Annotated in this window: 22 protein-coding genes; 16 read left to right on the top strand and 6 right to left on the bottom strand. The window is 44.1% G+C overall.

All coding sequences use genetic code 11. The annotated features are described in order from the left end of the window. Window positions 1–75: 75 nt before the first annotated feature. The 3 genes from F986_RS03745 to F986_RS03735 all read left to right on the top strand — a co-directional run bounded on the left by F986_RS03745 (window position 76) and on the right by F986_RS03735 (window position 2,924). Window positions 76–777 carry an XAC2610-related protein gene (locus F986_RS03745; RefSeq protein WP_017396874.1) on the top strand — a complete coding sequence of 234 codons (702 nt, stop codon included), beginning with the start codon at window positions 76–78 and terminating at the stop codon, window positions 775–777. Window positions 778–960: 183 nt separating this feature from the next. Further along, window positions 961–2,298 carry an ammonium transporter gene (locus tag F986_RS03740; protein WP_004692325.1) on the top strand — a complete coding sequence of 446 codons (1,338 nt, stop codon included), beginning with the start codon at window positions 961–963 and terminating at the stop codon, window positions 2,296–2,298. A gap of 17 nt (window positions 2,299–2,315) precedes the next feature. Beyond that, window positions 2,316–2,924 (top strand): hypothetical protein, encoded by a 609-nt coding sequence (locus F986_RS03735; RefSeq protein ID WP_004692323.1) that lies wholly within the window; start codon window positions 2,316–2,318, stop codon window positions 2,922–2,924. Window positions 2,925–2,971: 47 nt separating this feature from the next. Here the strand turns inward: F986_RS03735 and rsfS are convergent, their stop codons facing one another. The 5 genes from rsfS to F986_RS03710 form a co-directional block, all read right to left on the bottom strand. Beyond that, window positions 2,972–3,376, bottom strand: a complete 405-nt coding sequence (rsfS, locus tag F986_RS03730; protein WP_004692321.1) for a ribosome silencing factor — start codon at window positions 3,374–3,376, stop codon at window positions 2,972–2,974. Between the two features lie 75 nt (window positions 3,377–3,451). Beyond that, window positions 3,452–4,246 (bottom strand): hydroxypyruvate isomerase family protein, encoded by a 795-nt coding sequence (locus tag F986_RS03725; RefSeq protein ID WP_004692319.1) that lies wholly within the window; start codon window positions 4,244–4,246, stop codon window positions 3,452–3,454. A 15-nt stretch (window positions 4,247–4,261) separates the two neighbouring features. Beyond that, window positions 4,262–5,137, bottom strand: a complete 876-nt coding sequence (locus F986_RS03720; RefSeq protein ID WP_004692318.1) for an NAD(P)-dependent oxidoreductase — start codon at window positions 5,135–5,137, stop codon at window positions 4,262–4,264. A gap of 34 nt (window positions 5,138–5,171) precedes the next feature. Further along, on the bottom strand, window positions 5,172–5,960 hold the full coding sequence (locus F986_RS03715; protein ID WP_004692317.1) for a crotonase/enoyl-CoA hydratase family protein: 789 nt from the start codon (window positions 5,958–5,960) through the stop codon (window positions 5,172–5,174). A 113-nt stretch (window positions 5,961–6,073) separates the two neighbouring features. Further along, window positions 6,074–8,887: a GacS-like sensor histidine kinase gene (locus F986_RS03710; RefSeq protein WP_004692315.1), complete on the bottom strand. Its 2,814-nt coding sequence runs from the start codon at window positions 8,885–8,887 to the stop codon at window positions 6,074–6,076. A gap of 153 nt (window positions 8,888–9,040) precedes the next feature. On the opposite strand from F986_RS03710, the gene cysM reads away from it, so the two are divergent. From cysM to F986_RS03690, 4 genes are read left to right on the top strand one after another with little or no spacing between them, the layout of a single operon-like run. Beyond that, window positions 9,041–9,970, top strand: coding sequence for a cysteine synthase CysM (cysM, locus tag F986_RS03705; protein WP_004692314.1), 930 nt, complete (start codon window positions 9,041–9,043; stop codon window positions 9,968–9,970). 22 nt (window positions 9,971–9,992) lie between these two features. Further along, a complete protein-coding gene (locus tag F986_RS03700) occupies window positions 9,993–10,814 on the top strand; it encodes a 3'-5' exonuclease (RefSeq protein ID WP_004692313.1) in 822 nt (273 codons plus the stop codon). Between the two features lie 6 nt (window positions 10,815–10,820). After that, complete coding sequence (gene rlmD, locus F986_RS03695; protein ID WP_004692312.1) at window positions 10,821–12,209, top strand: 23S rRNA (uracil(1939)-C(5))-methyltransferase RlmD; 1,389 nt, start codon at window positions 10,821–10,823, stop codon at window positions 12,207–12,209. 33 nt (window positions 12,210–12,242) lie between these two features. Continuing rightward, complete coding sequence (locus F986_RS03690; RefSeq protein ID WP_004692310.1) at window positions 12,243–14,549, top strand: RelA/SpoT family protein; 2,307 nt, start codon at window positions 12,243–12,245, stop codon at window positions 14,547–14,549. A gap of 39 nt (window positions 14,550–14,588) precedes the next feature. Here the strand turns inward: F986_RS03690 and F986_RS03685 are convergent, their stop codons facing one another. Next, on the bottom strand, window positions 14,589–15,356 hold the full coding sequence (locus F986_RS03685; protein ID WP_004692309.1) for an SDR family oxidoreductase: 768 nt from the start codon (window positions 15,354–15,356) through the stop codon (window positions 14,589–14,591). 118 nt (window positions 15,357–15,474) lie between these two features. On the opposite strand from F986_RS03685, the gene mazG reads away from it, so the two are divergent. The 9 genes from mazG (at window position 15,475) to yjgA (ending at window position 22,116) form a co-directional block, all read left to right on the top strand. Continuing rightward, window positions 15,475–16,236 (top strand): nucleoside triphosphate pyrophosphohydrolase, encoded by a 762-nt coding sequence (gene mazG, locus F986_RS03680; protein ID WP_004692307.1) that lies wholly within the window; start codon window positions 15,475–15,477, stop codon window positions 16,234–16,236. A gap of 18 nt (window positions 16,237–16,254) precedes the next feature. Beyond that, window positions 16,255–16,653: a ComEA family DNA-binding protein gene (locus F986_RS03675; protein WP_004692306.1), complete on the top strand. Its 399-nt coding sequence runs from the start codon at window positions 16,255–16,257 to the stop codon at window positions 16,651–16,653. A 136-nt stretch (window positions 16,654–16,789) separates the two neighbouring features. Then, the gene (pcnB, locus tag F986_RS03670; RefSeq protein ID WP_004692305.1) at window positions 16,790–18,259 is read left to right on the top strand and encodes a polynucleotide adenylyltransferase PcnB; all 1,470 of its coding nucleotides are present in this window, start codon (window positions 16,790–16,792) and stop codon (window positions 18,257–18,259) included. Beyond that, window positions 18,256–18,744 carry a 2-amino-4-hydroxy-6-hydroxymethyldihydropteridine diphosphokinase gene (gene folK / locus F986_RS03665; protein ID WP_004692303.1) on the top strand — a complete coding sequence of 163 codons (489 nt, stop codon included), beginning with the start codon at window positions 18,256–18,258 and terminating at the stop codon, window positions 18,742–18,744. The genes pcnB and folK overlap by 4 nt, the downstream gene beginning before the upstream one ends. A gap of 36 nt (window positions 18,745–18,780) precedes the next feature. Further along, window positions 18,781–19,590, top strand: coding sequence for a 3-methyl-2-oxobutanoate hydroxymethyltransferase (gene panB / locus F986_RS03660; RefSeq protein WP_004692301.1), 810 nt, complete (start codon window positions 18,781–18,783; stop codon window positions 19,588–19,590). A gap of 3 nt (window positions 19,591–19,593) precedes the next feature. Further along, on the top strand, window positions 19,594–20,436 hold the full coding sequence (panC, locus tag F986_RS03655) for a pantoate--beta-alanine ligase (RefSeq protein WP_004692300.1): 843 nt from the start codon (window positions 19,594–19,596) through the stop codon (window positions 20,434–20,436). Window positions 20,437–20,462: 26 nt separating this feature from the next. After that, window positions 20,463–21,314: an RNase adapter RapZ gene (rapZ, locus tag F986_RS03650; RefSeq protein ID WP_004692298.1), complete on the top strand. Its 852-nt coding sequence runs from the start codon at window positions 20,463–20,465 to the stop codon at window positions 21,312–21,314. Continuing rightward, window positions 21,311–21,580: an HPr family phosphocarrier protein gene (locus F986_RS03645; protein ID WP_010325935.1), complete on the top strand. Its 270-nt coding sequence runs from the start codon at window positions 21,311–21,313 to the stop codon at window positions 21,578–21,580. Before rapZ ends, F986_RS03645 begins: the two co-directional genes overlap by 4 nt. 2 nt (window positions 21,581–21,582) lie before the next feature. After that, on the top strand, window positions 21,583–22,116 hold the full coding sequence (gene yjgA / locus F986_RS03640) for a ribosome biogenesis factor YjgA (RefSeq protein WP_004692296.1): 534 nt from the start codon (window positions 21,583–21,585) through the stop codon (window positions 22,114–22,116). The last annotated feature ends 44 nt before the right edge of the window (window positions 22,117–22,160 follow it).

Raw genomic sequence — 22,160 nt, 5'->3', positions numbered from 1 at the left:
GACCACCTTCGGGTGGTTTTTTTATGTTTGCAGCTTTTGCTAAGATGATGTGTATCTTTTCAATAAGAAAACAATATGAACATAAATCAGATCTCGTTTCAGGTGCTGTTGATATTTGGTGTGTGCGTTTTGAGTCAAGCTACTCAGGCTCAGGTCTTCGAAATAAAAAATGCATCGAAGCACTATGATGTAAAAATGACGACGAACTGTACGGACAGTAGCTGTGATGGACAAGCCAATATTGATCTTTACCTAAAAGGGACAACACAGCACTTTCAGCATTTTTCCTCTGCTGAATTGACGATGGATCTGGACGAAACTTACAAACCGTCTATCAATGTGGTGCAGCTTTATGGTGAGCAAAGTGCATTAATTTTTGCTGACTTTAACTTTGACGGGAGTGAGGATGTCGCCATCCGTAATGGTAACTATGGTGCCTATGGCGGGCCAACTTACGATGTTTATGTCTTTCATCGAACCAAGAATAAATTTGTTCTGAGTGAGGAGTTATCTGCTTTAACCCATGAAAATTTGGGCATGTTTGAGGTCGATCCAAAACAGAAAAGGATCTTAACCTTCAATAAAAGTGGGTGTTGTTATCACATCCGTTCGGAATATATCGTGATTCCTAAACACGGCTTGAGTTTAGTCAAAGAGTTTATTGAAGATGCAACAGTCCAAGAGGGAAAGGTTAAAGTGACGGAGCGAACACTGAATCGTGGTCGATGGGTAGAGAGGGTTCACTATTATGCTGTGGATGAGTACTATAAAAACTAAAAGCTATGTTTTATCAATCAGCTGATAAATGCGCTTTGGCCCTTTTATGGTGTATCGCTTTTTCGCCTTGTTTGAATTGTCCATTTATATTGGCGGGCATGGATCATGATTAAATATCTGTAAGGTGTTGAAACACTGGCATTGATTTTGCAATTGAGATGAATAATCTTTGGGGGATTATTCATGAAAAAAATAAAATACTTACTCTTCTTTGTGTGCTGTATTGCTTTACCCAGTTTTGCTGCAGAGCCCCTGCCAACACAGGCTCAAAATATTCAAGAAATTCGTCTCTCGCTCGACAGTGTCTGGGTGGTGCTCGGTGGCATTTTAGTGTTTTTCATGCAAGCAGGTTTTGCCCTGATTGAAAGTGGTTCGGTGCGCTCTAAAAATACCATTAATGTACTCATGAAAAACTATATGGATGCGTGTTTAGGGGGCTTGGTGTTTTGGTTGATTGGCTTTGGTTTGATGTTTGGTGTCAATTCGAGTGGTTGGATAGGAACCTCACACTTTGCACCCAATGCCATGGATGACTGGCACTGGAACCTCTTGTTCTTTCAAATGATGTTTGCGGCCACCGCCACGACGATTGCCAGTGGGGCGATGGCTGAGCGGATTCACTTTGTGGCGTATATCGTGAGTGCTGCGGTGGTCAGTGGTTTGATCTACCCGATTTTTGGTGCATGGGCTTGGGGGAGCTTATTTGATGGCGAGGGTTGGCTAAAAGCCATGGGTTTCATTGACTTTGCAGGTTCAACGGTGGTGCATTCGATTGGTGGATGGGTGGCTTTAGCCGGAATTATTGTGTTGGGGTCTCGTTTAGGGCGGTTTGGGCGCAATGGACAGGTCCATTATTTGGCAGGACATAATTTACCGTTGGTGGCGCTAGGCGGTTTTGTTCTATGGCTGGCATGGTTTGGTTTTAATGCGGCCTCTACTGTAAAGGCGGATGTGAGTATTGGGCGGATTGCCTTGAATACACATTTGGCGGCGTGTGCTTCGGCAGTTGCCTATATGGTTTATACCCTAATACGTGGTAAAGCAATTTTAATGCGCGGCACCATTAATGCCTCCTTGGGTGGGCTGGTTGCAATTACGGCGGGCTGTGCAACCATGAGTCCACTGTATGCCATCATCAGTGGGGCGGTTGCAGGTGTACTGGTCAGTATTTTACCAGTGGTGATGGAAAAACTCCGCTTGGATGATGTGGTCGATGCGGTGACTGTGCATGGTTTTTGTGGGGCATGGGGCACATTGGCAGCGGGTTTGTTTTTTGAAAACAATATGTTTAATGCGGGGCTCATTGCGGTACAAGGCTTGGGGATTTTGACAGCCTTTGCGTGGGGTTTTGGTGTGGCGTTGATCGTCTTTAAAGTCTTAGACCTCGTTCTTGGTGGTTTACGGGTGAGTAAACAACATGAACAACGTGGCTTGGACTATACCGAACATGCAGAACTATCTTATCCTGAGTTTCAGCGTGATGTGACGTTTGAAACTGATGATATGACCAAACGTCATTAATGAAAGGAGGATAGCTCATGTCGACTGAAACATTAACTATTTTACAAAAACGCCAAGCGATCGAACGTGGGTTAAGTCAGTACTTACAAGGAACACTTTTAGAGCAAGTATTGAATCATTGGGAAGCGAAATATGGTGATCAACCCTCCTTTGTCCTGAATCGTTTTTTGAGTGAAATCTGTACCACAGAGGAATTACGTTACTTTCGAAAAGACATGCTCAAAAATGTCTTGGCCGAGATGGCCCAAGTTGAAAAACAAGTGTTGTTGAATCCCTCTGCAAAAGCATCGAAAAGCGAACAAGGGGGAGTAGCGTTACTCGATGCATTGACGTTTTTTCTGCAAACTGTCTGTCAAGCAGTCAAAGCTGTTGATGTGCAGGAGTTTGAGCGTGAAGTGAAAACGCAGCTAGACGCTTTATCCATTGTGATTGATAGTTATCAGGCCTTGGATGATCGAGCAGTACTTGAAGCTTTGCCCATGACTCAATATGCGCAGGTCTTGACGGTCTGTTATGAAAATTATTGTGAATTTTATGGTCCAGCAAAAGCAGATCAACTCTATGCCCATGTGAAGCGCCAAGTGAAAGAGCGTTACCCAATGGTCGATATGCATCGCTTAATTTAAATAAAATGAGACATAAAAAAAGCGACCTTCAGGTCGCTCTTTTCATATTAGGCTACAGTTTCTTCTGGGGCTGCACGCCAAAGGCTTTCTAGGTCGTAGAAACGACGTGCTGTTGGTAACATCACGTGCACAACAACAAAGCCAAGATCAATCAAGATCCATTCTGCATCACGTTCGCCTTCGACACCGAGAGGGCGAAAACCTGCTTTACGTGCTTCTTCAGCAACGTTATCAGCAAGTGCTTTGATGTGACGCGTTGATGTACCGCTTGCAATCACAATTGCATCAGCGACGTTGCTGATTAGGCTGACATCAATCGCTAAAATATCTTTTGCTTTTACATCTTCAAGGGCTTCATGTACAACTTTTAAGCAAGCTTGTACGTCGGCAGCTTGGGTATTCATTGCGAAATCGTGAGAATTAGAAGCGCTGGGCGATGGTTCTAAATTCATAAAGGGAATTTTTCCGGACAATAACTCATCTTATAATATAGCGTTTTTAGGCGAAAATTTCAAATCTGCAACAGTTCAACTTTGAGGATGTGCAGCAAAGTATTTTGCCTTCCATGCAAAGGACTGAGTTGAAACAGTTTTTGGTCGATATTCAGCCGCAATAAAACCGTCATAACTGCTGTGTTGTAGCCATTCAAAAATATTTGCATACATAATTTGTGCAGTATCTGGTTCATGCCGCCCCGGACAGTCTGCAAATTGGATGTGACCAATATCTTGAATATTTTCTTGTAGCCCTTGCAACACATCTTCACCCATCATGGCCATGTGATAGCAGTCGTATTGCATTTTAAGTGCAGGGTGTTGTACTGCTTCTAGCATTTCCTGTGCTTGGGCAATATTTTGCACTAAGAAGCGCGGCATATCCGTGCCGTTGATCATTTCAAAGACAGGTTGAATGTCATGTTCACTGAATATATGGCAGGCCAGTTTCAGGTTTTTGGACAAGGTATTTAAACAGGGCAGTAGGTCGGCATCTAAGGGTTGTTTGCCAGCAAGGATATTCACACTTGGCACTTTGAGTGCGCTGGCATATTGCACTGCTAACTGAAGAGCGTGATGAAACTCTAGCTCTTTGCCGGGGACACCTGCGAGTCCATTTCCACCAGTCATTAAGTCGCCCGCAGGAACGTTAATCAGGCAGAGACTTAAGTCATGAAGCGTAAGCTGAGTTTGAATTTGTTCAATGCTGAGCTCGTAGGGAAATTGGATTTCCACATGTTTAAAACCAGCAGCTTGCGCTAAAGCAAAACGCTCAAGCAACGGTACTTCGGTAAAAATCATGGATAAATTTACAGCAAGTTTGGTCATGATTTTCTCCTGATTTTATTTGGCTTGTTGTTCTACTTGTAATATGACTGAGGCAAGATCAGCTTCAGCATAGCCTTGTTGTTGGTGTGCTTGCAATTGCTGAAGTGCTCGCGCTGCAACAGGAATGTCGAGTTGGTGCTGCGCAGCAAGCTGCACAGCATTGTTCAAGTCTTTAGACAGGGTTTGAACTTTCCACTGTACGGGCTCAAACAGGTGAGTCGCCATACGTGGACTTAAAATTTGAAAGGGTTTCGAATCGGCAAAACCGCCTGCAAGCGCAGGTGCAAGTAAGCGAGTGTCCACGCCAGCTTTGGCTGCTAAAGCAACTGCTTCTGCAATCAGCGTGCTATTGGCTGCCACAATCAGTTGATTACAAATTTTGGTGGCTTGTCCTGTTCCTGTGTTGCCCATACAGGTGACACGTTGCGACAAGATATTATAAATCAAAGACAAGTCTTGAATCGTCTGTGCATCGCCACCAGCAAAGATGACCAGCGTACCTTGTTCCGCACCGACAGTCCCCCCTGAAACAGGTGAGTCTATCCATTGCACCTGTTTTTGTTCGGCACGTGCTGCAAGACTCAGGGTTTGCTCCACCGAAAGACTGGAAAAGTCGATGATCACTTGCTTCGCCGTCAAAAACGGTTCGATTTGTTCATAAACGCTGAGTGCAGCTTTGTCGTCGGCTAAACATGTTAGGACTATAGGATATTCAGCAATATTCTGTAGTGCTAAGTCTGTCGCCCCCAAATCAATGAGGGCATCGCAGGTACTGCGGGTACGGTTCCATACAGCGACTTCGAAACCTGCTTGAAGTAAGCGGGTGGCCATACGGCTTCCCATGAGTCCCATGCCGAGAAATGCAATTTTAGTGTGTCGATCGAAACTCATGGGACCCCCTTTGATTGTCAGTGATTAAATACTGTTATTTATATTGGCGTGGTAGATACTGCACGTCGGGTTGTTTATCTTTCTTACGTGCGATTTGGCTATTTTTACCTAACAGTAATTTGAGCTGCCAAATTTTTTCCAAACGTAAGGATTTTTTAGGCTCATGCTGCATGGCATCCAGCACATATTTTGAGGCCATGAGCGCATCTGGTGAGCGTTGTAACATTTCTTCTGCAATGGCTTGGGCTTTAGCAAGCGGTGATTCATCAAGATGTGTGACTAATCCAATTTCTTTGGCATAAGTTGCATCGAAAATACGCGCCGTAAGTGTTAATTCTTTGGCAAGATCTAGTCCGATCAAACCTTTCAAAGAACGCGTCAGTCCCATATCCGGAACTAGTCCCCAACGGCTTTCCATAATCGACATTTTGGTTGCAGGGTGTGCGACACGAATATCCGCCGCTAAAGCCAGTTGCATGCCAGCGCCAAAGCAAAACCCTTCAATCGCGGCAATCACAGGAACAGGCAGTTCTTGCCAAATTAGGAAAGCTTTTTGAAATAGACTTTGTCCAGGTTTGATCAGCTCCCATGCGGCATAGGCGCGATTCTTCGGATTGTTCAAATCGGCAAGATCAATGCCTGCACTAAAGACTTGCGCTTCACCAGTGAGGATGACACAGCGAATGCTGCGGTCTTTTTTAATTTTTTCAGCAGTTTTAACCAATTCGCGCAACAGGTCGAAACTCATCGCATTGCGTTTGTCTGGACGGTTAAGTGAAACAGTGGCAATGCCATTTTTGTTTTCAATGCGAAGTAAAGCCATGATGAGAACTCTTATTTTTTGCTCGCACGGAGCATAGCATAGCTCCCGTGCGGATAAATGACACCAAGAGTCACGTCGAAACTTACCTTTGGTGTCATGCTCTTTTGAATGTTTTATGGACTATGTTTGATTAGAATTTGCTGTGCCGCATGTTGTACTTGTTCAATCACAACTTTGAGTTCATTGAAGCGCTTTATGGTTTCTTGAATAAACTGTTCATCTGCTTTACGACGCTCTTTACGTAAGGTTGAAACAAACTGTTCAAATGTCCCTGTTGCTTCTTGTAAGTTGGGTACACCGACATAGCGTGTTGCACCATACAGACGGTGTAGCACATGTTCTAATTGTGGGAAATCTTCCATTTCAATCAACTGCTTCATTTCATGCAACTCAGTATCAAAACTATCCATTAACATACGCAATAAATCGACTGCTAAGTCTTCTTTATTGGCGGCCAACTGTAAGCTTTGCTGCCAGTCGAGTACCTTCGGATCAAGTGCTTCAATCACGATGGCTTTTTCAACGGGTGAGCCTTTGTTGAAGCGATCAGTGGTCCAATGGGTCAGGATTTGAATAATCTGATCAATTTGAATCGGTTTGGTGACATAGTCATCCATGCCAACTTGCAGTAGTTTTTGTTTTTCATCGGCTAATGCATGTGCGGTGAGGGCAATGATGGGCAAACGCTTATGGTTTTCAATGGTTGACTCCAGCGCACGAATGGCACGTGTGGTATCGACACCCGACATGACAGGCATTTGAATATCCATAAACACCAAATCAAAAGCTTTGCTGTTGTGTTCAGCGCGCTCTTGTAAAATCTCTAAGGCTTGTTGACCGCTTAAAGCTTTTGTTGTGGTGACATTCAACTCGCCTAGTAGGGCTTCAAGGACAATCAGGTTAGGGAGATGGTCATCTACAGCTAAAATATGTAAGCCTTGACCATTGAAGGACTCCATTTCGTCTTCTTCAAATAGCGGTTGATTGCTGAGTAATTGAATCAAAGCACTCCGACTGAGTGGTTGGTATAATGGTCGTGCGCGATACTCATTCAGCGTGGTCAAATCGAGTGACATCTGGTAGCCATAAACCGCAAGGTTACCGCTATAACGCTGACGAATTTCTTTTAATAAGGCTTCGGTATCACCACTGTGGTCAACAATCAACCATGTGTTTTCCACATCTTGAGGCAGTCTGTTGAGATGACTGAACAAGTCTAAAATTGAACTCGATTCGATGTGCTCCACAGCATAGTCTTCAAGATAATGACGCAGAATATTGGCCGTTGCTGGATGCGCCAAATACGAGACCACTTGCATATCGTTAAACTGAGGATGCTCAACGTACTCATCTTCTTCATTGACCATAAACATGGCTGTAAACCAGAAGGTGGACCCTTTTTCGGTTGGCGCGCGTTCTTGGTTATCCTCAAATCCAATTTGCCCCTGCATCAAATGCACCAGCTGTTTGGAAATCGCTAAGCCCAGACCTGTGCCGCCAAATTGACGCGTGACCGAAGCATCGCCTTGCGAGAAAGACTCAAACAGTTTTTTACGGTCGGTTCCACTGAGCCCGATACCGCTATCTTGTACACTAAAGTGCAATAGGCACTGTCCAATATCATCTTGTTCCATTCTTGCGCGGACGATGATCTCGCCATCAGGAGTAAACTTAATGGCATTGGAAATCAGGTTGGTTAAAATTTGTTTGAAGCGTAGGGCATCTCCAACCACATGCTTTGGCACATTGTCGGCATAGTAAAAGGCCATATCGATATGCTTTTGTGCAGCAAGAGGAGACAGCATATCCATAACATCAAAAATTGCTTCTTCTAAATCAAAAGTTGCAGTATCAAGTTCTAGTTTACCGGCATCAATTTTTGAAAAATCTAAAACATCATTAATCAGTGCCAGTAAGTGTGCAGATGATTTTCGGATGGTTTGTAAATACAGATTTTGATCATTGTTGAGGTTGTCTTGGCGCAGTAAGAGGTGAATAAAACCATCAATACTGTTCAATGGTGTGCGCAGTTCATGGCTGATATTGGCCAAGAATACAGACTTGGACTGACTGGCTGAAATGGCTTGGTCACGCGCTTGACGATAGGTGATGTTTTGTACTTCTAAAGTGTCAAGGGTTCGACGTAAATCGTCTTCCGTCTGCTCAGTATGTTCTTTCAATTCTAAAAAACTAAAATGCAGGCGTTTCACTACATTGGCAATATCGCGTTGTAGTAAGCGTAATTCACCGGTACTGTTAATCAGCATGTGTTGATCGAGGGTGTCGGCATTTAAACGTTGCAGCTGCATGCGAATTTCATACATCGGCGCAATCCAGCGACGTGAGTAGAAATTTAAACAGAGTAAAAGCAATAAGAGTGTCAACAGACCTGTCGCAATCAACACGATCAACACGCGATAACGGGCAATTTGTAAGGGCTGGTTATCTAATTCAACCACCAACTGCGCAGGCGTGCCTGTAAATTGGTTGATGGGCAAACCATATACCGTATTGCCTTTAAAATTCATTGGGCCAAAAAAATCAGTATTTTTTTTCAGCGCAGGCCACGGCGCTTGGTCTTGATAGCCAATGCTAAGTTTGTTATTGCCTTTGTCATCAATAATTGCGGCACGAATCAGATGTTTTTCATCTAACATCTTTTGCATCAAATAACGTGCATTTTCATACTGCCAAGGGGAGGCATTCACCAAATTGATTGCTGCTTCTGCATCCAGCTGGTAGCGCGTTAAAATCGCAATCGCCATTTGTCGCTGCTGGGCTTTGGCGGCATTTGAAGTTTCGGTAATAACCAGTAATGCACCTACACAGGCCAAGATCATAATCGGCACAAAAATAAGTGCAATAAGCTGTCCATAAGCATGGTTTAAGTGCAGACGATTAAATAACTTTTTATTGATATTTGACATGGTGCAAGTGATTTATTCCCTATACTTTGGAGTGTAGCATGCTTTATAAAAAATCGATGGTGCTTTAATCACTTTCACGAAAAAGCACGCTAAATGGGTGCAGGGACTGGCATTTTTCCATACAATAGGCGCACCTCGATCAAGGTGCAAAGAATGAGTACTACATCCACTGATTTTCAAGCAGACGAATTTTTGTTAGATCACTATGTTGGAAAAACTCCACTGGTGCGTTTACAGCGTCTGGCAAGTCACACTCAAGCAACAGTATTGGCAAAGTTAGAAGGCAACAACCCCGCAGGTTCTGTCAAGGACCGTCCCGCGTATAACATGATTATGCAAGCGGAAAAGCGAGGGCAAATCCAGCCGGGCGATACCTTGATTGAAGCGACCAGTGGAAATACCGGCATTGCACTGGCGATGGTTGCTGCGATGCGTGGCTATCAGATGAAACTGATTATGCCCAACAACATGAGCCAAGAACGTAAAGATGCAATGCGTGCTTATGGCGCGGAACTGATTGAAGTGACCAAAGAACAGGGCATGGAAGGTGCACGTGATTTGGCTTTGCAAATGCAAGAAGAAGGCAAAGGGCACGTACTCAACCAGTTTGGTAATCCTGATAATGTTGAAGCCCATTATTTAACGACTGGGCCTGAACTTTGGCAGCAAACGGGTGGCAAAATCACTCACTTTGTGAGCTCAATGGGCACTACTGGCACCATTATGGGGGTCTCTAAATATCTCAAAGAGATGAACCCCGACATTCAAATTATTGGTCTACAGCCATCGGATGGTTCAAGTATCGCAGGGATTCGCCGCTGGCCTGAAGAATATTTACCAACGATTTTTGACCGCAGTCGGATTGATCAGATTATTGATATTCCGCAAATTGAAGCAGAAAGAACCATGCGTAAATTGGCGCAAAAAGAAGGGATTAGCGCAGGAACTTCTTCAGGTGGTGCGGTGTGGGCATCGATTAAAATTGCTGAAGAAAACCCTGGTGCCGTCATTGCGTGCATTATTTGTGACCGTGGTGACCGTTATTTATCGACGGGTCTTTTCTCTGTGGTCGATCCTGAATAAAACAATAAAAGAGAGTTCTGCTATGCGCCTACCTGTGCTCACCTTTGATATTGAAACAATGACTGATTTGAGATCGGGGGCGCATTTATATGGTTTAGATTTGCCTGAGGCTGATTTGGAGGCGGCACTGACCAAATTGCGTCGCCAAGAGTCAGGCATGGATTTTCAGCGTTTGGCTTTGCATGAAATTGTGTGTATTTCAGGCTTATGGCTGGATGACCAAGGCCAGATGAAACTCTTTTCTTTTAGCCGTGAACAATATTCGGAAGCAGAAATTCTCAGTAAGTTTTTATCTATATTTGATAAGCGTTTACCGACTTTAGTGAGTTGGAATGGTGCTCAGTTTGACTTACCTGTAATCATGCTTCGTGCTATGTATCATGGTTTAACTGCACCTGCTTTGTTCGATCAGGGCGAAATTGACACACAAAAGCGCTATAATAACTATCAGAACCGTTATCATCAGCGTCACATCGACCTGATGGATGTGATGGCAATGTTTAATGGACGTCATTTCCAAAAGCTAGATGATGTTGCCCATTTATTGGGGTATCCCGGTAAACGAGGCGATGGGGCGTATCATGTACCTGAATATGTTCGGGCTCAGGAATGGCTCAAACTCACCAGTTATTGTGAAGGTGATGTGCTAAATACATGGTTGGTGTATTTGCGTTGGCTCTTGCTCAAAGGGCAATTGTTAGCTCAAGACCACCGTCACTTTATCGATCAAACCATCCAGTTTTTACAGGCTCAACCGCAGCATCAAGACTTTTTGTCGGTGTGGCGTGAGACCTCACAGCAGACGGCTTTTACCGCTGCCGATTTTTCCCCTTCCCATCTTTAGGTACACATGAAACATAGAGCCAAACCTCGTCCAACTCAACAACCCAGTTATATTTTTCAGGTTGAGTCACTTTCGCATGAAGGACGCGGCATAGCGCACTATGGTTCGCATCCAGACCATCCTGCAGACAAGCAGGGTAAAAAAGTCTTTATTAGTTATGCATTGCCGGGTGAAACCGTCAAAGCACAGATTACCCATGCGGTAAAGCGTTTAGAGGAAGCCGATGCTGTTCAACTCCTCAGTGAAGCCTCTGCTTTTCGGGTTGAGCCGAAATGCCCGCATTTTAAAAGCTGTGGTGGCTGTAATATGCAGCATATTCATCCCGATGAACAAATTCGCTTAAAGCAAGATGTGCTTAAATCGCATTTGCAGCATTTTGCGGGGATTCAACCTGAACAATGGTTGCCGCCTTTGCGCTCTTTACGTGAAGACTACCGTCGTAAAGCACGCATTGGGGTGCGTTATTTGCCACATAAAGACCAATTGGTCGTGGGTTTTCGAGAGCGTCAAACCAATAAACTGACTTCAATTGATCGTTGTATGGTGTTAGATCAAGCGTTTGGTTCAATCACACGCTTGAAGCAGTTACTCCAAAGTCTAACAGCCAAAGCGGCCATTGGTCATATAGAATTGGCCATGGGGGATTGTGACATCGCCCTCACGGTACGACATACTGAAAAATTAAACACAGAGGATGTCAACCGATTAAAACAATTTGCGTTAGACAGAGGGTGGCAATTGTATTTACAAGCTGCTGGTCCAGACAGTCTAAAGCGTATGGATGATGAACATGCAGAGATGCGTTTACATTATCGTTTAAATGATTTTGATGTGGCATTTGGATTTAACCCACACGACTTTACTCAAGTAAACTCAACCATTAACCCGCAAATGGTGAAATTGGCATGTGACTTGCTAGATTTAAAACAAGGAGAACGCGTTCTCGATTTGTTCTGTGGTCTAGGAAATTTCTCTTTGCCTTTGGCTCGATGCGTGGGCGCAACAGGACAAGTGGTTGGTGTTGAAGGCAGTGAAGAAATGGTTCAACGTGGTGCAGAAAATGCGGAACGTAATGCGCTTCACCAGTTGAAGTTCTTTTCACAAGATTTAACAAAAGATTTCTCGCATCATTCTTGGGCAAATCAAGGATTTGATGCATTATTGATAGATCCTCCACGTGCAGGCGCAGAGGAAATAATGCATTATATGCCTAACTTTGGTGCAAAAAGAATCGTTTACGTGTCGTGTAATCCAGCGACACTCGCAAGGGATGCGGGGCTGTTGGTACAGCAGGGTTATCGATTAGTCAAAGCCGGTGTGATGGACATGTTTACCCACACAGGCCACGTTGAGTCGATAGCATTGTTTGAAAAAGATAATGAGATAAACGATTAAAGTATATGAAGCGTAAAAGTGTAGGAGAAGGGTATGGTCACAGTACGTGAGCAACTACCTGGGCGACTCAATGAGTTGTCTCAGGAGGCGACTGTAGAGCATGCCGAACAAGCTCAACATGATTTGGCTGAATGGTTAGATCGTGTTCGAAGCATATTAGATGATGCGAAGCTTGAGCAACTCGAAGAAGTTGCCAATTTGACTTTACAAAAAGAGTTAGAAACCACGGTTAATCATCGTTCCAATACCTTTTATACCGGTATTGAAATGGCGGATATTCTGGCCCATTTACATGTCGATGAAGACACCTTGGCTGCTGCGATGCTCTATCGTGGTGTACGCGAAGGCGTGATTCCTTTGGCGGAAGTACAAGAGCATTTTGGCGAACAAGTGCATGCACTGGTCAAAGGCACTTTGGCCATGGGTAAGTTGTCCGACCTCATTGAGCAGAATAAACGTCTCGAAGATCACTTTAATAACAATCAGCGCGAGCACTTAAACGGCATTTATAAAATGTTGATTTCGGTGACGGAAGACGTGCGCGTTGTACTGATCAAATTGGCTGAGCGAACTTATGCACTGCGTGAATTGGCGACTTCATCTAAAGAACGTCAAGAGCGTGTAGCACGAGAAATCTTAACCATTTACTCACCTCTGGCACACCGTTTAGGGATTGCGCAGTTAAAGTGGGAACTGGAAGATTTAGCCTTTCGCTATTTAGCACCCGATCGCTATAAAGAAATTGCGACGCTGCTGAATGAAAAGCGACTGGAGCGTGAGCAATATATTCAGTTTGTGATTGATAAACTGCGTGCATCTTTGAATGAGCATGGCATTGAAGCTGAAATTAGCGGCAGGGTAAAACACATTTATTCGATTTATCGAAAAATGAAAAGTAAGAACCTGAGCTTCGATCAGCTCTATGACATTCGTGCCGTTCGAGTCTTGGTTAAAACCGTACCTGAGTGCTATCACTCGCTGGGGATTGTGCATCAAATTTGGCGGCATATACCGCATCAGTTTGATGACTATATTACCAACCCGAAAGCCAATGGTTACCGCTCACTGCATACGGCTGTGATTGCGGAAAACAAATCACTGGAAGTTCAGATTCGTACCAAGAGCATGCATGAAGAAGCAGAGCTTGGGGTGTGTTCGCACTTTAACTATAAAGAGGGCGGTAAGAATACCGATCGCTCTTTTAACCATCGTTTACATTCATTGCGTGCAGTACTTGAACACTATCAAGAGCGCAATGATGCGAATGTACATAAGTCGGATGAAGACTCTGAAAATTTTGAGCAAATTCAAGATTTTGAAGACTTTGAGAAGATTTATGTGTTTAGCCGTGATGGCGATATTAAAGAGCTACCACGTGGTTCGACAGTACTCGATTTTGCCTATCATGTGCATACTCAAGTCGGTAATAAGTGTTATGCCGCGCGAGTGAATCAGCGCTATGTTCCGCTGACTTATACCTTAAAAACGGGTGAGCAAGTTGAAATTTTAACCAAGAAAGACCGTGAGCCAAACCGTGATTGGTTGGTGAACTCTTTAGGTTACATCAAGACGGCACGTGCGCGTGACAAGCTGCGCCATTGGTTTAGACAACAAGACCGCAGCAAAAACTTGGAAGTGGGCCGTGACCTTTTAAATAAAGAACTTTCACGTTTAGCAATTCACCCAAAAAGTATTGATTTGAATGATTACTGCAATCATTTCAATGTCAAAGCGGGTGAAGATATTCTGATTGCACTGGTCAATGGTGACATTAGCCTGCATGCTTTGATCAATCAGGTGAACCGTCATATGCATTTGGATCAGGACGAACCTGAACTGGTGCTGAAGCCGACGTTGAATCCACGTGCTAGTCATACCTTGTCAGCGCATGGCATTCTGATTGATGGTTTAGATAACGTTGAGCTGCATGTGGCGCAGTGTTGTCAGCCTGTGCATGGTGAGTCAATTGCGGGTTATATCACCTTGAACCGTGGGGTGAGCATCCATAAAGTGGCATGTCCTGACTACTTACGCATGATTCAAAATGAACCTGAACGCGCAGTAGAAGCCGATTGGGAAATGCAACCAACGCGTGGTCAGAGTGTACAGATTGTGGTGGAAGCTTATGATCGCCGTGGTTTGCTTAAAGATTTGACCCAAGTGATTTTCTCCGATCAAATCAATATTCGTCAGGTCAACACCATCTCTGAAGCAGACGGTATTGCCAATATGAAATTGTTGATTGAAGTGAAGGGTTTATCACAATTATCAAAACTGTTGGCGCGGTTAGAGCAACAACCAGGCATTATTAGTGCGCGTCGTTTGGTGCAAGGTAACTAAGCGAATTGAAAAGAAAGAGCCTGCAATTGCAGGCTCTTTTTATTTGGAAAGGTACAAATTGGTCAGGCGATTGAGAAATTGAGGACTGATTTTACTCAGTTGAAATAAAAGCTTGGCTTTGGCACCCAAGGCTTGATGGGTTGCAGTGAGTGCCGTATCTTTTGCAACAGCACGTTGAAAAACGTGGTGCGCTACATCTTCTGCAGTTAAGTGTACTCCCATGTTTTGAATACTCTTCGCTTGCATATCTTGCACCATGGCAGTTTGTACAAATAGCGGCATGACATCTAATACGCGAATGCCATATTTTTGCCATTCGGTATCTAAGCCTTCGGTGATGCCGCGTACCGCAAACTTACTGGCCGAGTACGAGACTAAATCGGCTTGACCATAGATGGCTGAAGCTGAAGAAAGATTGATGATGCGGGAAAAATTCGCTTGTTTGAGGTAGGGCAATGCAGCATGACAGCCATTCAGTACACCATTGACATTGATAGAGATAGTTTTGTGATGTGCGCTGATCTCTGTTCGTTCAAAAGGCCCTGAGAATAGAATTCCTGCATTATTGACCAAGATATTGAGCTCGCCCGCCCATGCGACAAACTCGGCTAAAGCCGTTTGCCAGTCTTGATAGTTGGAAACATCGAGTTGTCCTGCTTTGGCATTTGGGCCGAGGCTAGCTGCCAACTGTTGGGCTTGAGCGCTATTGATGTCGTAAATTCCCACTTTATAATGATGTGCATAAAATAAACGGGCGATCGCTGCACCAATACCTTGGGCCGCACCGCTAATCAAAATACTGCGCATTGAAACTGCTCCTTGTTGCTCTTTTTCTTGATGTTATTGTTGTGATTGGATTGAGCATAACAAATGAATGCCGTCATAATGTAATTTTTATCAATATGATTTTTGAAGAGAGATAAACATGGAACAATTGCTGAACGTGATGCGTGAATTACGTGAAAAATGTCCATGGGATCAACAACAAACCCCAGAAAGCTTAACCCGCTATGCCATTGAAGAGGCTTATGAAGTTGAAGCCGCTGTGCGTTCAGGTAAAGCTGATGAGGTGCGCGATGAGTTGGGTGATTTACTGCTACAGGTGGTGTTCCAGTCACAGATGTATGCCGAGCAAGGGGCTTTTAATTTTCAAGATGTGGTCCATGCCATCACAGAAAAACTGGTTCGTCGTCATCCCCATGTCTTTCAAGCACAGCAGTTTTCAGCTTTGTCTGCCGAAGATGTGGGCGAGCTTTGGAAGCAAATTAAACAACAGGAAAAACAAGGTAAGGAACAGTCAAGATTAGACAGCATCAAGCATGGCCCAGCCTTACAACAAGCGGAACAGATTCAAAAAAATGCAGCACAGATCGGTTTTGACTTTCCTGATGTAGCCGGTGCTTATGCCAAGCTTGAAGAAGAATTAGCTGAATTGAAACATGCGGTTCAACAGCAAAATTCCGATGAAATAGCAGATGAATTTGGCGATTGTTTATTTTCAATGATCAATGTTGGACGTAAACTGGGCATCTCAAGCGAAATGTCGCTTTTGAGTACGATTCATAAATTTCGCACTCGTTTTGCTTTCATTGAAGATCAAGCTTTGCAACAACAAAAAAAGATTGAGCAGATGTCCTTAGAAGAAATGGATCAACTGTGGGAGCAAGCGAAATTACAACTGAAATAATAAAAATGGTGGCTTGAATTGATAAAAATAAAAGTAAGTTTGTTGATCATTGCGTTGTTATTACTGAGTTTACTGGCTTGGATACCCAGTAGTTATGCACAGTCTTTTGATCAGAACTACCTGAACTGGAAAACAGAGCAGCAGGCCTGGGATGATCGTATTCAAGCCCCTAAAAGCGTGAAACGTGCTGTGTCTCCTGTTCAGGCCCAACCTGTGTCGAGTGCAAATAAAATTAGTTTAAATCAAGCCAGTGTCGATCAGTTACAGCAGCTTCAGGGTGTGGGTCTAAAAAAGGCACAGGCAATCGTGGCCTATCGCCAGAAACAAGGGCCATTTAAGAGCATAGATGAGCTACAACAGGTGCGCGGGATTGGACCGGCAATTTTTGCAAAAAATAAAACCCGTTTGGGCTTGTGAAAAAGCGGTGTCATTTATTGGTGAATTGATCAGAATCCTGCTTTGCTTTCGATAATCAAATTGCCCTTTGATTGTGTTAGATATATGATTAGCGTCATCTTAGAATTTTACGTTTAGGCGTAGGAGACAGCGGCTTTTGCAAACTTTGCGCGCGTCAAAATGTGGTTTATCAACCGCTCAATTACCTTCTTACATTTTAGATGTGATCGATGCATTAACTAAGGCAGGCTATGAAGCGTATATCGTCGGTGGCGGTGTCCGAGATATGATGCTTGGCCTAAATCCCAAAGATTTTGATGCAGTGACCAATGCAACACCGTCACAGGTAAAAGAAGTTTTCGGACGACGTTGCCGTATTATCGGGCGCCGTTTTGAGCTGGCTCATGTCTATTCAGGTCGTGAGTTGGTTGAAGTGGCAACTTTCCGTGCACCGCCGAAGAAAGAAGTCACCTCTGCGCAAGGCATGATTTTGCGTGATAACAATTGGGGCACGATAGAGCAAGACTTTGCTCGCCGCGATTTTTCAATTAATGCAATGTACTATCAGCCACGCAAGGGCGTTGTCTTAGATTTCTGTCATGCTGTGGATGACATTAAAAATAAAACCTTACGTCTACTGGGCGATGCACAAACGCGTTTTGAAGAAGATCCTGTGCGAATGCTACGGACTTTGCGTTTTGCTGCAAAATTAGGTTTCTCAATCGATCAGCAAATTCTCGACGTTTTCACCTTGGAAATGACGCAGTTGCTACGCGATGTTTCACCGCACCGTTTATATGATGAATCTCAGAAGCTGTTCACGATGGGACATTTAAATCGTGTGTTGCCAATGCTGATCGACTTCGGCATTTGGAAGCAGTTATTTGCAGATATCCAACCGAATATCACCCCATTTATTGAACGTGCCGCTAAAAATACCGATCAGCGTATTCAAGTGGGCAAAACCATCAACCCTGCATTTTTCTATGCGGTGTTGTTATGGCAGCCGTTCTTAGAGCGTTGTGAGTTTTATAGCAGTAAAGGTATGGTTGCGGCTGAAGCTCGTGCACAAGCGGGACTTGATGTATTAAAACGCCAAGCCACGCGGACTATTATTCCGCGCTTTGCCGAAACCTTCATTCGTGAAGTGTGGGAAATGCAAACTCGACTACTCAACCCGAAAGCACAGCAAATTCAAGCCTTATCTAGCCATGCACGTTTCCGTGCAGGCTTTGACTTCTTGTTGCTTCGCGAAAAATCCGGTGATGAGGGTACGCTCGGCATGGGACAGTGGTGGGATGCCTATCAGTTGATGAGCACCGATGAAAAAGAACGTGCCATCAGCCAATATAACCGCCAACGTGCAAAATCACGTCGCAGTGGTAAAGCAAGTGCTGAAGAAGCGGCGATTGCCAAAACGGTAAGTCATGAAATTGAGCCTCTGGTGCAAGAGCAAGAATCGCGCAGTCGTCGTGCACGTAAACCGAAGCAACACGCTGAAGCTCGTACCCAGATTGGTACGGGAGCAGGTCATAGCTCAACCGAGATTGGTGCAGACCACCCAATTTTAAAACGTAAACGTGTTCAGCGTGATTTAAGCAGCGTGATTTTTGGGCCGACACAATGAGCATCGTCACGTACATTGGTCTAGGTAGCAACTTAGGCGACTCTAAAGTGATTTTGACTGAAGCGGTGCACAAGTTGGCCAGTCTTGGCGATGTGAAGATCTCCAAGCTGTATCAAAGCCCACCGATGGGGCCGCAAGACCAACCCAATTATTTAAATGCCGTGGTGCAACTCAGCACAAACTTGGCGCCGTTGGCCTTGCTGGATGAATTGCAACGTTTTGAACAAGAGTCGGGACGTGTACGTTTACGCCATTGGGGTGAACGTACTTTAGATTTAGATTTACTGATCTATGCAGAAGAGAAAATTCAGCATGAACGCTTAACTGTGCCACATGTCGGTGTGATGGAGCGTGATTTTGTGTTGATTCCATTGCTTGATTTAGACCCCAATTTACACATTGATGGTATTGCGTTGAAACAGTTGCCTGTTGTACAACAACCCACGTTGAGCGTGCTGGATGCAGGCAATTGGGCAGAGATTTAATTTAGCCGAGCTAAAGATGTTGAAAGGAATAGTTTGATGATTAGTTTAAATGACTTAAGAAAATTTAAAGCAGAAGGTCGCAAATTTTCCTGCCTGACTTGCTATGATGCAAGTATGGCAAAGGCAATGGAACTTGCTGAAATTGATACCATTTTAATTGGAGATTCGCTAGGTATGGCCATTCAAGGTCGTGATTCCACTTTGCCTGTTACAGTTGAAGATATGGCTTACCATACCGCAGCTGTACGCCGTGGTAACCAGCATGCCTTGATCATGACTGACTTACCTTTTATGAGCTATGCCACCTTAAATGATGCTTTGCAAAGCTCAAAAGTAGTGATGCAAGCGGGCGCGCAAATGGTCAAAGTCGAAGGTGGAGCATGGCTGGCTGAAACGGTTCAGGTTTTGACACGCAACGGTATTCCTGTATGTGTACACTTAGGTTTAACCCCACAGTCTGTACATGTGTTTGGTGGCTATAAATTACAAGCACGCACACGTGAAGCGGCAGATCAATTAATTGCGGACTGCCAAGCGGTGGTTGATGCGGGTGCTGCGGTGCTGTTATTAGAGTGTGTGCCTGCGCAGCTCGGGAAAGAAATTAGTGAGTTGTTCCCACATGTACCTGTCATTGGCATTGGCGCAGGTGTGGATACCGATGGTCAAGTCTTGGTGGTACAAGACATGCTTGGACTGACTTTTGGTCGTGTTGCAAAATTTGTGCGTAACTTTATGAAAGAACAAGCAGGGGAAACGGCGATTTTGGATGCGTTCAAGGCATACCATGCAGCGGTGCTTGATAGCTCATTCCCTGCAAAAGAACAAACATTCCAAGTCGAGCTGTAAAACATGAAAACTGAAACCACGATCCAAGGCCTCTCAGCATCATTGAACCCTGCGCGAACGGCTCGAAAAAGTATTGGTTTCGTCCCGACTATGGGCAACTTGCATCAGGGGCATTTGAACCTTGTACGTGAAGCGAAAAAACTCTGTGATGTGGTTGTAGTCAGCATTTTTGTGAATCCGATTCAATTTGGACCCAATGAAGATTTTGACAGTTACCCACGCACCTTGGAACAAGATCAGCGCTTGTTGGCCGAGGTTGGTTGTGACATCGTGTTTGCACCATCGGTTGAGCAAATGTATGGCAACAGCCCACGTTTGACCAATATTACTGTTTCAGATATCACCAATGATTTGTGTGGTCTACAACGTCCAGGTCATTTTGATGGTGTCGCCGTTGTGGTGACGAAACTGTTCAATATTGTGCAACCTAATTTTGCTTTCTTTGGTGAAAAAGACTATCAACAGTTGGCTGTGATTCGTCAGTTTGTTCGTGATTTGAATATGCCGCTTGAAGTGATGGGTGTGTCAATTGCACGTGCAGAAGATGGTTTGGCTTTAAGTTCACGTAATGGTTATTTAAGCGAAGAAAACCGTCAAAAGGCACCGACCATTTATCAAAGTTTAAAAGCGGCAGAACAGTCGCTACAAACTGGTACCGCTTTAGCGGATGTGTTAGCAAATATAAAGGCGACATTGACACAAGCTGGTTTTGTTGTGGATTATGTGGAAGCACGCACACCTGCATTGCAAAAAATGGATGCATTTGACCAAGATGTAGTGCTTTTCGTTGCGGCAAAACTCGGGGCAACTCGTTTAATTGATAACTTGAAAGTGAAACATATTTAGGCAAGCTCACCTCTCAAAGGATTAAGATGAAGCGCATTTTAATTGTTACAGGACAGTCTGGTTCGGGTAAATCCTCTGCATTACAAGTATTGGAAGACCTTGGTTATTACTGTATTGATAATTTGCCTTTGGCCTTACTCCCAGAGATTGTGGCTAAACTGGATCGGGAAAATAACCTTGAGCAGTTGGCGCTTGGTGTGGATGTACGCAGTACACGTGCAGATTTGCAAGAGTTCGACTTGGTGTTTGAACAATTGCAAAGGCATGGTACGGTCGATATTATTTATTTGACCACGCGTGACCAAGAACTGATTGCGCGCTTTAGTGCTTCACGTCGTCCGCATCCGTTGGCGACACGCTTTCAAAGTTTGAATCAGTGCATTCAAGAAGAGAAAACCCTTTTATTGCCGATTAATTTGCGCTCAACTGTGCATATTGATACCACCGATAAAAGTGTGCACGACTTAAAGCATACCTTGCTGTCAAAGTTGGGTCAGTCGGATAACCTGATTTTGATTTTGCAGTCTTTCGGCTTTAAACACGGTATCCCGTTGGATGCTGACTATGTGTTTGATGTTCGACATTTACCCAATCCCCATTGGGATTTAGAACTGCGGAAGTATTCTGGACTGGATGCCCCTGTGCAAAAATTTTTGGAACAAAGTGAGCAAACGCACGAAATGTTCCAAGATATTTATAAGTTTTTAGATAAATGGTTACCAGCTTTTGCTGAAGGGCATCGTCACTATATGACCGTGTCAATTGGTTGTACGGGTGGGCAGCATCGCTCTGTATATATTGTGGATAGACTAAAAAAAGCCCTTGAGGCAAAATGGTCTATTCAGGTCCTCCATCGAGAAATGAAGCACTGGGCATGATTGACACAACTGTTGACGTAATTAATAAACTAGGGTTACATGCGCGTGCATCTGGCAAGCTCATTGAAGTGACCACCAAATTCCGTTCTTCAATCCAAATTGGAAAAGGAGACAAATTGGTGGATGCCAAAAATATTATGTCCCTCCTGATGCTAGGCGCAGGAAAGGGCACCACTTTACGCTTGGTGCTTGAAGGCGCAGATGAAGAACAAGCTTTATCTGAGATTCAGGCACTATTTGCAGCAAAATTTTACGAGGCAGATTAATCGTGGCACGTCGACCGCATAGTTTTACTGAAGAAGACTTTGAATCTTTAGAAGGACGTGCAAGTAAAACTGAACAGAAAAAAGCCGTACAACGTATGGCATCTTTGGGTTCTCAACTTGCAGAGTTGAACACTAAACAAATTCAAAACTTACCTGTTGAAGAGCGTTTGATTGAAGCCCTTTTGGATGTGAAACTGATTACATCAAATGAAGCTCGTCGTCGCCAATTTTTACGTATTGGTAAGTTGTTGCGTAATGAAGATGAAACGGTGATTTTGTCTTATTTGACACCGCAACAAGGCGCGAAAAAAACCGCTCAATTGCAGCGTTGGGTTGATCGTATGATCAAAGATGGTGATGTGGTCATTAATGAGTTTTCCAAAACTTATAATGCCGCGGAACGTCATACCATTCGTCAGCATATATTGCGTATTCACCGTGATATGAAACAGCAGGCTGATGAAGAACAGCTTAAAGCTTCGCGTTTGAAGTTGTTTAACTACATTCAGCAAGTGGCTTTAATTTCAGATAATTAAGTCATTTAGACATAAAAAAGCGACCTTCAAGGTCGCTTTTTTAT

Source organism: Acinetobacter johnsonii CIP 64.6 (assembly GCF_000368045.1).
GTDB classification, from domain to species: Bacteria; Pseudomonadota; Gammaproteobacteria; order Pseudomonadales; family Moraxellaceae; genus Acinetobacter; species Acinetobacter johnsonii.
This window is presented reverse-complemented; position numbering and strand designations above follow the sequence as displayed.